General features: G+C 71.3%; 14 protein-coding genes and 1 pseudogene. 7 read left to right on the forward strand and 8 right to left on the reverse strand.

What is annotated here, in order from left to right; translation table 11 throughout:
* Positions 1–110: 110 nt before the first annotated feature.
* The 4 genes from ABZ928_RS49695 to ABZ928_RS49710 all read left to right on the forward strand — a co-directional run bounded on the left by ABZ928_RS49695 (position 111) and on the right by ABZ928_RS49710 (position 3038).
* Complete coding sequence (locus ABZ928_RS49695) at positions 111–1742, forward strand: FAD-dependent monooxygenase (RefSeq protein WP_361535710.1); 1632 nt, start codon at positions 111–113, stop codon at positions 1740–1742.
* A 111-nt stretch (positions 1743–1853) separates the two neighbouring features.
* Positions 1854–1940 (forward strand): putative leader peptide, encoded by an 87-nt coding sequence (locus ABZ928_RS49700; RefSeq protein WP_351151402.1) that lies wholly within the window; start codon positions 1854–1856, stop codon positions 1938–1940.
* Positions 1941–2022: 82 nt separating this feature from the next.
* Positions 2023–2550: a cysteine dioxygenase gene (locus ABZ928_RS49705; protein ID WP_361535713.1), complete on the forward strand. Its 528-nt coding sequence runs from the start codon at positions 2023–2025 to the stop codon at positions 2548–2550.
* Between the two features lie 80 nt (positions 2551–2630).
* On the forward strand, positions 2631–3038 hold the full coding sequence (locus ABZ928_RS49710; RefSeq protein WP_361535777.1) for a rhodanese-like domain-containing protein: 408 nt from the start codon (positions 2631–2633) through the stop codon (positions 3036–3038).
* Positions 3039–3123: 85 nt separating this feature from the next.
* On the opposite strand, the gene ABZ928_RS49715 is transcribed toward ABZ928_RS49710, so the two are convergent.
* The 3 genes from ABZ928_RS49715 to recA form a co-directional block, all read right to left on the reverse strand.
* Complete coding sequence (locus ABZ928_RS49715; protein ID WP_361535716.1) at positions 3124–4545, reverse strand: sugar ABC transporter substrate-binding protein; 1422 nt, start codon at positions 4543–4545, stop codon at positions 3124–3126.
* Positions 4546–4821: 276 nt separating this feature from the next.
* The gene (gene recX / locus ABZ928_RS49720) at positions 4822–5628 is read right to left on the reverse strand and encodes a recombination regulator RecX (RefSeq protein ID WP_361535780.1); all 807 of its coding nucleotides are present in this window, start codon (positions 5626–5628) and stop codon (positions 4822–4824) included.
* A gap of 285 nt (positions 5629–5913) precedes the next feature.
* A complete protein-coding gene (gene recA / locus ABZ928_RS49725; protein WP_361535719.1) occupies positions 5914–7035 on the reverse strand; it encodes a recombinase RecA in 1122 nt (373 codons plus the stop codon).
* A gap of 249 nt (positions 7036–7284) precedes the next feature.
* On the opposite strand from recA, the gene ABZ928_RS49730 reads away from it, so the two are divergent.
* Together ABZ928_RS49730 and ABZ928_RS49735 are read left to right on the forward strand one after the other, a co-directional pair.
* Positions 7285–7761 carry a hypothetical protein gene (locus tag ABZ928_RS49730; RefSeq protein WP_361535722.1) on the forward strand — a complete coding sequence of 159 codons (477 nt, stop codon included), beginning with the start codon at positions 7285–7287 and terminating at the stop codon, positions 7759–7761.
* A 328-nt stretch (positions 7762–8089) separates the two neighbouring features.
* Entirely contained in the window at positions 8090–8317 is a 228-nt protein-coding gene (locus ABZ928_RS49735) for a hypothetical protein (RefSeq protein ID WP_361535725.1), read from the forward strand.
* A 12-nt stretch (positions 8318–8329) separates the two neighbouring features.
* Here the strand turns inward: ABZ928_RS49735 and ABZ928_RS49740 are convergent, their stop codons facing one another.
* Positions 8330–9622 (reverse strand): AI-2E family transporter, encoded by a 1293-nt coding sequence (locus ABZ928_RS49740; RefSeq protein WP_361535728.1) that lies wholly within the window; start codon positions 9620–9622, stop codon positions 8330–8332.
* Between the two features lie 59 nt (positions 9623–9681).
* Positions 9682–9876: a DUF3046 domain-containing protein gene (locus ABZ928_RS49745; protein ID WP_361535731.1), complete on the reverse strand. Its 195-nt coding sequence runs from the start codon at positions 9874–9876 to the stop codon at positions 9682–9684.
* A 79-nt stretch (positions 9877–9955) separates the two neighbouring features.
* On the opposite strand from ABZ928_RS49745, the gene ABZ928_RS49750 reads away from it, so the two are divergent.
* Positions 9956–10900: a hypothetical protein gene (locus ABZ928_RS49750; protein ID WP_361535734.1), complete on the forward strand. Its 945-nt coding sequence runs from the start codon at positions 9956–9958 to the stop codon at positions 10898–10900.
* Positions 10901–10903: 3 nt separating this feature from the next.
* Here the strand turns inward: ABZ928_RS49750 and ABZ928_RS49755 are convergent, their stop codons facing one another.
* The 3 genes and pseudogenes from ABZ928_RS49755 to ABZ928_RS49765 all read right to left on the reverse strand — a co-directional run bounded on the left by ABZ928_RS49755 (position 10904) and on the right by ABZ928_RS49765 (position 12809).
* Positions 10904–11212, reverse strand: coding sequence for an AzlD domain-containing protein (locus tag ABZ928_RS49755; protein WP_361535737.1), 309 nt, complete (start codon positions 11210–11212; stop codon positions 10904–10906).
* Positions 11209–11919 carry an AzlC family ABC transporter permease gene (locus ABZ928_RS49760; protein ID WP_361535783.1) on the reverse strand — a complete coding sequence of 237 codons (711 nt, stop codon included), beginning with the start codon at positions 11917–11919 and terminating at the stop codon, positions 11209–11211. Before ABZ928_RS49760 ends, ABZ928_RS49755 begins: the two co-directional genes overlap by 4 nt.
* Positions 11847–12809: pseudogene (locus tag ABZ928_RS49765) on the reverse strand (AraC family transcriptional regulator). The gene ABZ928_RS49760 and the pseudogene ABZ928_RS49765 overlap by 73 nt, the downstream one beginning before the upstream one ends.
* Positions 12810–13060: the final 251 nt, after the last annotated feature.

A 13060-nucleotide genomic window follows, 5' to 3' on the forward strand; every position in this document is an offset into this window, starting at 1 on the left:
ACGCAAGCACCGGCAATGGGTTGCATACGTTCTGTGATCGTGCACCCTGCTCCAATCTCCTGTTCACATACGTCCCTCGGGACGCCCTCGCGGGCAGGGGGCGCCGCGCCGTGGACCCGGTGATCATCGTCGGAGCGGGGCCCGTCGGGCTCACGCTCGCCCTCGCGCTGGCCCGTCAGGACGTGCCGTCCGTGGTCCTGGACGAGGGCCCCGGCAAGGACGAACCGCGCCCCGCCCGCACCGTCGTCCTGCGCGAGGACACCGCCGCCCTCATGGAACGCCTGACCGGTGCCGCCCTCTCCGAGGCGGGCATCCGCTGGGCCGGATGGCGGTCGCTGCGACGCAAGCAGGTGATGCGCGAGGTCACCTTCGACAACGCCTTCGACAACGCCTCTGACGGCGCTTCGGGCGAGGCCGAGCCCGCCCCCCTGCACATCGCCCAGCACGTCCTGACCGGCGCCCTGCGCGAGGCCTGCGCCGGCGAGCGGCTGGTGAGGATCGCCGTGGACAGCCGCCTCGACACCCTCGAACAGGAGCCCTCCGGCGTCACCGCCCACACCCGGGGCCCCAAGGGCACGTGGTGGCGCGGCAGTTACCTGGCCGGCTGCGACGGCCCCCGCTCGACGGTCCGCAAACTCCTCGACATCCGTTTCCCCGGCCGTACGGCGGTGGAGCGGCACGCCGTGGCCGCGCTGCGCACGGAACTCCCGTGGGACAACGAGGCGTTGCTGCACCGCATGCCCCCATGGCGGACGACCGGCCCCTCCGCCGGGGAGGTCACCGGCCGCCCCCTGCCGGACGGCGTATGGCGCCTCGACTGGCTCCTCCCGCCCGGCAAGGACCTCGTCACACCCGAACTCCTGGTGACCCGCGTCCGCGAGACCCTCGCCGGCTGGACGGGCGGCCCGACACCGCCGTACGACCTCCTCGACACCGGCGTGCACACCGTGCACCACCGTCTCGCGCGCCGCTGGCGGGTCGGGCGGGTGTTCCTCGCCGGGGACGCGGCGCATCTGCTCGGCGCGCTCGGCACACAGGGCCTCGACGAGGGACTGCGGGACGCCGACAACCTCGCCTGGAAGCTGGCCCTGGCCTGGCACCACGGCCCGCACGAGGCGCTGCTCGACAGCTACCAGGCCGAGCGGCGCGCGGTGGTCGCCGCCCGCCTGCGCGCCGCCGACCAGGCGCTGCCCCTGGTACGCGGCGGTGGCGGGCTGCGGTCCGTCGTCCCCGGCTCGGCCCGGGGCCACGACGCACTCCTCACCGACGGCCACCTGGGGCGCGGCGCCCTGGGCGCGCCGGGGGCGTACGCCGGCTCGCCGCTCGCACCCCGGCACCTGGAGGCGGAGGTCCCGGTGGACACGGCCCCGGGCGCGCCGGTCACCGATGTACGGGTGACCGCAGAGGACGGCTCCTTCGTACGGCTCCGGGACCGGCTGGGCCGCGGGGCCCTGCTGGTGGTGCTGATCGCACCGGGCACGGGCGTGTGGGAGCGCAAGCACTGGGTGACCGCCGGCGTCATGCCCCGCCTCGCGGCCGCGGTGACGGCCCTGCCGCACCCGGCCGAACTGCTGGTCGCGGAGAGTTACCCGGGAGCGGCCGCGCACAGCGTGCTCCTGGTACGCCCCGACGGCCATCTGGTGACTGCCCTGCACGGCGTCCGGCCCGCCGATCTGTACGCGGCGGCCGAGGCGACGCTGGGCGGGCCGGCCAAGGCAGAGGCCGCGGCCGGATCGCGTTGAGTGGTGTGGGCCGGCCTCGTCTGTGCCGCCCCTGTGTGGAGCGCACATGTGTGCGTTCCACATAGTGACAGCGAGTTGACCGGCATTTTCCGTCATGGTCTACTCCGCATCATGACCGACACCTGTGTGCACCTGTGGCGGAGGGTCCATATGGACCTCGTCCGCTACGCGGGCTGCGTGTGTCGTCCGTCCTGCTGATTCGCATCTCTCCTTCTTCCGCGCGTGCCGTGCCCATGAGCCGTCGCGCGCTCTCCGCGAACGCTTCCCAGGACGGTGTCCCGTGTCTGTCTCCCCCTCTGTGTCCGCTCCCGTCTCCACGCCGACGCAGGCCGAACTCCTCGACTACGTACGGCGGATCGCCGCCGACGCCGAGCTGATCTCCTCGCTCCCGCTCGACCCGGAGGGCCGCACCTGGGTGCGCCTGGAGGGCCCCGGCGGCAGCGAGGCATGGCTGATCGGCTGGCCGCCCGGCACGGGCACCGGCTGGCACGACCACGCCGAGTCCGTCGGCGCCTTCACCACGGCCTCCGGCGAACTCAAGGAGAACTCGCTCACCGCTCGACTCCCCGCGGACGGCTGGAAGACCCTCGAGCTCACCGAGGGCATCGACCGCGAGCGCCGCCTCCCGGCCGGCAAGGGCCGCTCCTTCGGACAGCACCACGTCCACGAGGTCCTCAACGAGTCCCCCGACGTGCACGCGATCTCCGTCCACGCCTACTACCCGCCGCTGCCACAGATCCGCCGGTACAGCCGCACCGGGCAGGTGCTGCGACTGGAGCATGTGGAGCGTCCGGAGGACTGGCAGTGAGTGGGGGGCCTGCGGGGAGCGGTGGACTGGCGGAGAGTGGTGGGGCGCCAGCGGACGTAGGGCCGGTAGCAGATGGAGGGCTGGCGGGGAGCGAGGCGGGCCAACAGGCGGTGGGCATCGACGAGTTGCTCGCGCGGGTGCGCCAGGGCTATCGGCGGATCGAGGCACGGGAGGCCTACGAGGCCGCCCAGCACGGCGAGGCCCTGCTGGTGGACATCCGCTACGCCGCCCTGCGGGAACGGGACGGCCTGATCCCCGGCGCCCTGGTCGTCGAGCGCAACGAACTGGAGTGGCGGCTCGACCCGCGCGGCAGCCACCGCGCCCCGGAGGCCACGAGCCACGATCTGCGCGTCGTGGTGATCTGCAACGAGGGGTACGCGTCCAGCCTGGCGGTCGAGTCACTGCGGCGACTGGGGCTGCATCGGGCGACGGACCTGGTGGGCGGGTTCCAGGCTTGGCGGGCGGCTGGGCTGGCGGTGGGGTCGTAGGGGCGGTGGGGGCAAGGCGTCTGCCGGGGTCTCAGCCGGTGTCTCCGTTGGTCTCTCCGTTGGTCTCTCCGTTGGCGCCGCGACCTCAGTCGAGCTCGGGGTCGCAGTAGAGCGGGGCCAGATCGGCGTTGCCCTTGGTGACGAGGCGGACCCGGGTCGTGGCGACCTTGTTGCCGCCCTCGACCTCCTCGCCCCGTAGCAGGGCGAGGGCGTTGTCCACGGCCAACTCCCCGGTGTCCGCCGCCGAGTTGGCGACCGTCGCCGCGAAGCGACCGTCCTTGAGCGCGGCCAGGCCCTCGTCCGTGCCGTTGACGGTCACGATCCGCACATCCCGCGCACCGGCCGCGTCGAAGGCCTCACGGACGGCGAACGCCATCTCCTCGTTGGCGACGAAGGCGTAGTCGAGCTCAGGATGGGCCGCGATCATCGACTTGGCGGCCTTCCTCGCCGTGGCCGGGTCGAACATCCCGGGCCGCCCATCGACGACCCGCGCATTGTCGGGCAACGCCTTGCTGAAGCCGTCGACGAGCAGATCGGACGCGGCACCCGGTGCCCCGGCGACGACACCCACCTGTACGTCCTTCCCGGCGGCGTCCTTCTGGATCCAACCGGCGTCCAGTGCGCCCACCTTCTCCAGGTCCACGACGACGGCCCCGAGGATGCCGGAGGTGTCGTCAGGAACGACCGACGTGAGAAAAACCGGAACATCGGCCGCCTCGGCCTTGGCGATGTCGTCCGCGAGCGCCTCGACATCGACGGTCTGCACGATCAGCGCGTCCACGTGCCGGTCGATCATCTCCTCGATATTGGCCAGCTCGGTCCCGGCATCCTGCCCGGACAAGGCCGTGTGAATAAGAACGCTGTTGTTGGCGGCAGTCTCCTCGACGGCTTGCTGCAAGCACCTGTGGAACCGGGTGGCCCCACCATTGACGAACCCCAACGTGATCGTGCCGTCGACCGTCCCCCGGGCTTCATCACCCCAGTGCAGCCCACAGCCACTGAGCACCAGGCTGCCGCCCAGCACCGAGGCAACCAGGGATCTACGAACGCAGGCCGTTCCGGGCATGACTGAGCCGCCTTTCAGACATACAGGGGCGCGGATCCAACTCACCGACCGACCACTCCGACAAGCCGACGGCAAGAGAGGCGCACGGTCCCAAACGTCCGCGCGACGGCAGCAGACGGTACCGCCGGAAGCCCGGCGTCCACCTTTCGAGGGGCGCAAGGTAATGGTGCGCGTGGAGTGACGGTAGGGGCGGGGGTGACGGGGGTGGGGGGGCTTGGGTGCCAGGGGGCCGAGCGGAGGCGAAGACGGGGCGGTGGGGCGGGGGTGGGGAACTTGGGTGCCGAGGGGCCGAGCGGAGGCGAAGACGGGGGCATGGGGCGGTGGCGTCGGGGCGAGGGCGGTGTGGAGGTGGCCGGCAACGGCAACGGCAACGGCAACGGCAACGGCAACGGCAACGGCAACGGCAACGGCAGGAAACCCCTCGGCGCCCCGCAGCACCATCCCCCGGCGAGCCTCTTTCGCCCCTCCCTCACCGGCCCCATCTCAGCCCAGCCCGCCTCAGCTGACTCGGCCCCGCCCATCTCAGCCCGCCTCAGCTGGGCCCGGCCCAATCCAGCTCAGCCAGTTCAGCCCGCCTCAGCCACCTCGGCCCCGCTCAGCCGGCCCAACCTGACTCGACCAGAGCAGCCGCTCAACCCGACTCGACCTGCTCGCGCCCGACTCAGCCAGCCCAGCCGCTCAACCCGACCCAGCCACCCCAGCCCCGCCGGGCCCGCCTCAGAACCCCTCATCCTCCAAGAACTCCGAGTCCTCCCCCTCGCCCTCCTCTTCAAGCGCCCGCCGAACCACCCGCAGAGCCATGCCCTCGGGGTAGCCCTTGCGGGCGAGCATGCCCGCGAGGCGGCGCAGACGCTTGTCGCGGTCGAGCCCACGGGTGGACCGCAACTTGCGGGCGACGAGTTCGCGCGCGGTCGTCTCCTCCTGCTCGGAGTCGAGCTGTGAGACGGCCGCGTCGATCAGCGTCGAGTCGACCCCCTTGGTCCGCAGCTCCTGCACAAGGGCACGCCGCGCAAGCCCCCGGCCATGGTGCCGGGACTCCACCCAGGCATCGGCGAACGCACTGTCGTTGATCAGCCCGACCTCCTCGAACCGCGACAGCACCTCCTCCGCCGCCTCGTCCGGAATCCCCTTCTTGCTCAGGGCGTCCGCGAGTTGCTTCCGCGTGCGCGGGGTCCCGGTGAGCAGGCGCAGACAGATCGCCCGCGCCCGCTCGACCGGGTCCCCTGAAGGCTCCCCCTGCTCGGCCCTCGACGAGGAGGAAGTGCCTCCGTCCTCACCGGACGGCTCACCGCGACGCCGCTGCCGACGCCCACGGGAGCCCCCCTCACCACGGCCCGCATCACCACGGGCACGACCGCCCGCCCGACGGCGCGAGCCACCAGCGGACGGACCGGAGTCGTCCGCCGAGCCATCGCCCGACCACTCCCCACCGCCCGGCTCATCGCCGTACGACGATTCATGCCCGTACGACCGCGCGCCCCCGTACGCCCGGTCGGCCCCGTAGGTCCCACCGTCGCCGTACAGCCCCCCGTCACCGTGCGGTCCCCCGTCACCGTACGAGCCCCCCGTGCCGTACGAGGCCGCGCGGCCGTGTCCCCCGTCCGCGCCCTGCCCCGCACCATCCCGGTACGCACCACCCAGGTACGAGCCTTCCCGGTACGCGCCGTCCTCGTACGCACCATCTCGGTACGTACCCTCCCCGTACGCATCCCCGCCCGGCCGGGCAGATCCCCCGTCGCCTCCCCCGCCCCGCTCACGCGCGGCGTCCTGGTAGGCGTACTCGGCCCAGTCGGTTCGTCGAGTCACGGGTCAGCTCTTGGCAGCCGCGGCCTTGGGCTTGGCGGCCTTGGCCGCCGGTGCGGGCACGGTCTTCGCGGCGTCGTCCGCGGTGACCGCGGCCGCGTCGGCACCCGGCTCCGCGGTCGGCTCCTCGGGACGCACGCCCACGCCCAGCTTCTCCTTGATCTTCTTCTCGATCTCGTTGGCCAGGTCGGGGTTGTCCTTCAGGAAGTTGCGCGCGTTCTCCTTGCCCTGGCCGAGTTGGTCGCCCTCGTACGTGTACCAGGCACCGGCCTTGCGCACGAAGCCGTGCTCCACGCCCATGTCGATCAGACCGCCCTCGCGGCTGATGCCCTGGCCGTAGAGGATGTCGAACTCGGCCTGCTTGAAGGGCGGGGCGACCTTGTTCTTGACGACCTTGACGCGGGTGCGGTTGCCGACCGCGTCGGTGCCGTCCTTGAGGGTCTCGATGCGACGGATGTCGAGTCGCACCGAGGCGTAGAACTTCAGCGCCCGGCCACCGGTCGTGGTCTCCGGGGAGCCGAACATGACACCGATCTTCTCGCGGAGCTGGTTGATGAAGATCGCGGTGGTCTTGGACTGGTTGAGCGCGCTGGTGATCTTCCGCAGGGCCTGGCTCATCAGACGGGCCTGCAGACCGACGTGGCTGTCGCCCATCTCGCCCTCGATCTCCGCGCGCGGGACGAGCGCGGCGACGGAGTCGATGACGATGAGGTCGAGGGCGCCGGAGCGGACCAGCATGTCCACGATCTCCAGGGCCTGCTCGCCGTTGTCCGGCTGGGACAGGATCAGGTTGTCGATGTCGACGCCGAGCTTCTTCGCGTACTCGGGGTCGAGGGCGTGCTCCGCGTCCACGAAGGCGACCTGGCCGCCGGCCTTCTGGGCGTTCGCCACCGCGTGCAGCGTCAGCGTGGTCTTACCGGAGGATTCCGGTCCGTACACCTCCACCACACGGCCGCGCGGCAGACCGCCGACGCCGAGGGCCACGTCGAGCGCGGTCGACCCGGTCGGGATGACCTCGATGGGCTCCTTCGACCGCTCGCCCATGCGCATGACCGCGCCCTTGCCGAATTGCCGTTCAATCTGTGCGAGAGCGGCATCCAGGGCCTTCTCGCGGTCGGTTCCTGCCATGGGTTCCACCCGGTTTGCTTGAGTCGATCGCTTCACGTCAAAGACGCTAACGCCTGCCACTGACAATGCGCCCCGACGCCCGTCCGGCCTGTGGATAACTCGGCGACTTATCCACCGAAAACGTACTGAACCACCCACCGAGAGTTCCGCCGGAACACCAATAAGAATGGATGTTCGATTTTTGTGTCAAGCGCACCACGCGGCACTTCCGGGCATACGTGTGACGGTGTCGTGAAGCCGGGGGTGAGAGTGGACGAGGCACGGACCGCCTACCGCCTGGAGCGAGGTTCGACCGGCTTCCGGTCCTTCGGCGACCCGCCCGTGCCGGACACCGACCCCGGGTTGTGCCGCACGGCCTGGTACGCCGCGGCCCGTGCCGCCCGGGGGCAGGTCCTGGACTTCACCGGCATGGAGCACCCGCAGACCTTCCACACCGCCACGCTCGCCGACCGGAACGGCACCCACATCGCCCTGTTCCACGCCCATCACCCACTGATCGCCTTCGTGGACGCGCAGCACTCCTGGTACCCCTGCGACGCGTTCCTGGATCCGCCCGCCTGGGCCCCCGCCCTCGCCGACTTCGGCTTCACCCTCCTGACCACGTCACAGCTCAGCCTCCCGCTCCGCGCGGCGGACACCTCCGCCCTGACCGCCGGGGAGTGGAAGCACATCGAGCACTGGCGACCTGACACCGTCGGCGAGGTGCTCTTCAACTCCTGGGACTGACCGGCGACCGCGCACCCGCGACCCCGAGCCGCCCTGCTCCTCCCGACGTACCGCCAAAGCCTCCGCCCGTACGACGACCGAACGCACCGCGCCCGCGAGCCTTGAGCCATGGAGACCACGAAGAGCACCCGAGAGCCCGTGAAGCCCCCCGAGGGAAGCACCCTGCCGGAGAGCACCCCGCCGGAGGGCACCCCGTCGAAAACCAGCGCGCTGCCCCGCCGTCACCGCCACCCTGGCCGCCCTGCTCCTGCTGGCCGCGTCCATAGCCGGTCAGATCGCCGCCGGTGCGGACTACCCGACCGTCCCGCCGGGCCTCGTCATCCCGCTGGTGGCGGCAGCCCTGCTGTTCTGGCGCGCGAACCGCAGCACGACCGGACTCGCCCTCGCGGTAGGCCTGTTCCTCGGCGTGGGCGCACTCGTGACCCCGGACACCGGCGATCACCTCACGTCCGGGAACACCCCGCTCATCGCCTCGACCGGCACCGAACTCATCACCCTCGCCGCACTGATCGTCGCCGGAGCCGCGGCCACACTGCGGAAGGCCACGAGGTCCTGACAGGAACCCCGCTCAGGAGGAGCCGCCCTCCGAGTCCCGGTCCGGATCCCGATCCTGGCCCTGTTCCCCTGCCCCCTGCTCCCTCTCCCCCGGCCGCCCCGCCCACAACGCACGCACGCGCGTGAAGAGGTTCGACTCCGACAGACGATGCCCATGCACCCGAGGGTCGTCCGTGACGTCGTACCGCTTCACATACGCCCCCAGGAACGCCTGCAACGTCGCGACCGCCGGAATGGCGATCAGCGCCCCCACCGCCCCGAGCAGAGCGGTACCCGCGATGACCGACCCGAAGGCGACCGCAGGATGGACGTCCACGGTCTTCGAGGTCAGCTTGGGCTGGAGCACGTAGTTCTCGAACTGCTGGTAGATCACGACGAAGATCAGCACCCACAGCGCGTACCAGGGATCCACCGTGAACGCGATCAGCATGGGCAGCGCGCCCGCGAGATACGTGCCGATCGTCGGGATGAACTGCGAGACCAGTCCCACCCAGACGGCGAGCACCGGCGCGTTGGGCACTTCCAGGGCCTGGAGCAGGATGTAGTGCGCGATGCCGGAGATCAGCGCCATCAGACCGCGCGAGTACAGATAGCCGCCGGTCTTGTTGACGGCGATCTCCCACGCGCGCAGCACCTCGGCCTGCCGGGCCGGCGGCAGCACGGAGCACAGCGCGCGGCGCAGTCGCGGACCGTCCGCGGCGAAGTAGAACGAGAACAGCGTGATCGTCAGCAACTGGAAGAGCCCGCCGAGGACCTGCGCGGACACGTCCAGGACGCCGGTCGCGCTGTTCTGCACGTAGTTGCGCAGCCAGTCGGAGCGCAGCAGCCCCTCCTGGACGTCCACCCGCTTCAGATCGGTGTGGAAGTGCGTGTTGATCCAGTTGATGACGGAGTCGAGATAGGCGGGGAAGTCCTCGACGATCTTGATGATCTGGTTCGCCAGCATGGTGCCGAGCAGGGCGACGAAGCCCGCGGACACGATGAGTACGCCGAAGAAGACCAGGAAGGTGCCGAGCCCTCGGCGCACTCCGCGCGAGGCCATCCAGCTCACCGCCGGTTCGATGGCCAGGGCCAGGAAGAACGCGATGAGGATGTTGATCAGCAGCCCGGTGAGCTGGTGAAAGGCCCAGGTGCCCAGCTGGAAGGTGGCGTAGAGGGCGAGGACGAGCACCACGGCACGCGGCAGCCAGCGCGGCATGCGCGCGCTCGCCCCGGCCGGGCTGTCGGCCGGGGGCCGGGTGGGCGGCGTCGTGCCGAACGGGGACGCGTGCTGGGGGACCTCGTCGGTCTCGTCAGTGGGTGCCACGGTGCAAGTTTCACCCACGTGGCCGACAATCCGCTCCCCGCTGGGATCTTCGTGACCGGTCAGCGCCGCTCTTGTGGCACGTTCATGACCATACACACCACGTGCCACACGTCCTTGGCGTCCCAGCCGGAGTCCAGCGCCTCGTACACCGTGCGCCCGCCGAGCTCCGCCATGACGTGGTCACGCGCGAAGGTGTCGGCGTAGCCAGGACCGAAGTGATCCGCCATCCGCTGCCAGAAGACCGTCAACCGCATGACACCAGTATCCCGCCCTGAGAGTGGGCCTCGGCCGCTACCGCTTGTCGAGAACGCTTTCCGTCCTACGGTCTGACGCATGGCCGAAACAGGAGCTTCCCCACTCCCCCCGACGCCCCCGGCGCACTCCCCGCTCTTCCGCGCCGAGCACTTCGTCTGGCTCACCGCGCGCGTGCTGGAACAGCGTCTTTTCGCACACCACTTCCTGAACGGCGGCGCCGACCCGGTGGAGACCGCACTGGACGCGTACCGCAACGAGGACGGGGGGTACGGCCATGCGCTGGAGCCCGACCTGCGCGGCCCGGTCAGCCAGCCGCTGCACGCCGGTCACGCACTCCGTGTCCTGGACGCCATCGGCCGCTGCGGCGGCCAGCGCGTGGAACGCGTATGCCGCTATCTGACGGCGGTCTCGACCCCGGACGGCGCCCTTCCGGCGATCCATCCCAGCCAACGCGGCTACCCCGCGGCCCCGTTCATCCCGATCGTGGACGACCCGCCCAGCGAACTCCTCGCCACCGGCCCTGTGGTGGGCCTGCTGCACCGCAACGAGGTGTGGCACGCGTGGCTGTTCCGCGCCACGGACTTCTGCTGGCACGCGGTCGAGTCCCTCCGCACCTCCCACCCGTACGAGGTGCAGGCAGCCGTGGCCTTCCTGGACTCCGCTCCCGACCGCCCGCGCGCGGAGGCGACCGCCGACCGGCTGGGCCGCCTGGTGCGCGAGCAGCGCCTGGCGGCACTCGACCCGGAACACCTCGACAGCCACCCGGTGCCGCCGGGTTACGCCCCGGGCGAGCACCACTTCCCGCACGACTACGCGCGGACCCCGCACTCGCTCGCGCGCGCGTGGTTCACGGACGAGGAGATGCAGCGCTCCCTGGACTTCCTCGCGGCGGAGCAGCAGGAGGACGGCGGCTGGCCGATCCGGTGGCGTCGCTGGGCCCCGGGCACCGCCCTGGAGGCGCGCCCCATGGTGACGATCGAGGCGCTGCGCACCTTGAGGGCGTACGGCCGCTCGATCGGCTGACGTTCAGCCGCCCAGCGCCCGTACTCCCGCGGTCACGACCACCGCCGCCGCGACGACGAGCAGGAAGGGGGCGCGCAGCACCAGCGCGAGCGCCGCCGCGGCAAGCCCCGCGAGCCGGGCGTCCACCACCAGTTCGCGCCCCTGGGCGAAGGTCTGCTGCGCGGTGAGCGCGGCGAGCAGGGCGACCGGCAGCAGAGCGGCGAGCCGTTTGACGAGAGGCCGCTCCAGGGCCCCGGCGGGCACGAGCAGCCCGGCGAGCTTGACGGCGTAACAGCCGAGCGCGGTGACTCCGATCGCGATCCAGAAGTTCACCGCTCCTCCTCCCCGCGCCTCCGGGCCTTCCCGCGCCCCTCGGCCCACAGCACGACGGGCGCCGCGAGGGCGGCCGCCAGCACGGGCACACCGGCGGGCAGTACGGGCAGCAGCCCGAGCCCCAGCAACACAGCCAGACCGGCGACGGCACGCTCCACGCCGGTCTTCAGCATCGGCGCGAGCAGGGCCAGAAACACCGCGGGCCCGGCCGCGTCGAGCCCCCACGCGCCCGTGTCCCCGATCGCCTCGGCACCCAGCGCCCCCAGCAGCGTCGTGAGATTCCACAACACGTACAGACTCAGCCCCGTGACGGCGAACCCGATACGCACCGCACGCCGCGTGGGCTGCGCCAGCGCGACAGCGGTCGTCTCATCGATGACCCACTGCGCCGCGAACGGCCGCACCGCGCGCGGCAGCGCCAGCAACTGCGACAACCGCAGCCCATAAAAGGCATTACGCACCCCCAAAAACAAAGCCCCGGCAGCCGCGGTGAACGGATTACCACCCGCGGCGAGCGCCCCCACGAGCGCGAACTGCGACGCCCCGGTGAACACCAGAAGGCTGAGCGCACAGGTCTGCCACAAACTGAGCCCACTACCCGCCGAGGTCACCCCGAAGGCGAACCCGGACAGCCCTACGGCGACCCCGACCCCAAGGGCATCCCGTACGACAGCGGAGTCCCGCTTTCCGACACCGCCGACCCGTATGCCCGGGGAAGCTGTCTGTTCTCTCACGCCCCCGACGGTAGAGACAGCTCCCGCCCACCGTCTTGTACGTTCTTGCGCTCCCGCTGATACGCCCCGGGCGGCACCCCCACGATCCGCGCGAAGTGCCGGTTCAGATGCGGCTGATCGGTGAACCCCACGGCGACGGCGACCTCCGCCGGCGCCCCACCCGCGTCCAGCAGCAGCCGGGCCCGCCGCACCCGAGCATCGGTGAGCCAGGCATGCGGCGGCATCCCGTACGCGTCCCGGAACGCCCGCAGCAACGCGAACGGACTGACCCCGAACTCCCCGGCCAGCCCCTCCAGAGTCGGCGGCGCGACCATCCGCTCCTCCAGCACGCCCCGCGCCCGCACCGCGATCCGCGCCCCCGCGCTCCGCACCTCCCGCCGCGCCAGCGCCCCACCGTTCAACCGCAGCAGCCGCGTCACGGCAACCCGCAACAACGTGTCGGCGGCCAGCGCGTTCCCCTCCTCCGCGGCCCGCAGCACCTGATGCACCAGCCCGACGGCGTACGCGTCATCAAGGACCGGCGCGACAAACCCCGGAGTCCCCCGTATCGCCGTAGTCTCACCGGCTATCTCCGCCACCACCGCGGGCGACGGATACAACGCCCCGTACCGCCACCCCTCAGGCACCCCGGCCCGCCCGGTATGCGCCGTATCCGGATTGACCAACGCAAGCGCACCGGCCCCCGCATACCGATCGGCCCCGCGATAGTGAAAAACCTCCACACCATCCGCGATCGCGGCGATCACAAAGTGCTCATGGGTATGCCGCACAAACCGCTTCCGCACATACCGAGCCCGCAACAGATCAACCCCCGGCAGCTCGGCGTACCGCCAGTGCCTAGCCCGCTCGCCGGAATCCGCCATACGGCCATTGTCCGCCAAAGCCTGCGGCCCCACGGCGCCGCACTGGCGCAACGGCGAGCAGGGGACGTACCGGGGGGTGTCCGCCCGCAGCGGCGGGCGTCAATCACCGCGCACTACTCAAGAGACCGAGCCGCCCGACCGAGGACGGACACCCCCCGGTGCGGCCCCGACCCCCACCGCAACGGATGTGCGCAACGCAAGCCCCCATTCAGGGACGGGGCCGCCGCAGGCATCGCGGCGCCACCCCCACC

It is taken from the genome of Streptomyces sp. NPDC046909 (assembly GCF_040644695.1).
Taxonomy (GTDB): domain Bacteria; phylum Actinomycetota; class Actinomycetes; order Streptomycetales; family Streptomycetaceae; genus Streptomyces.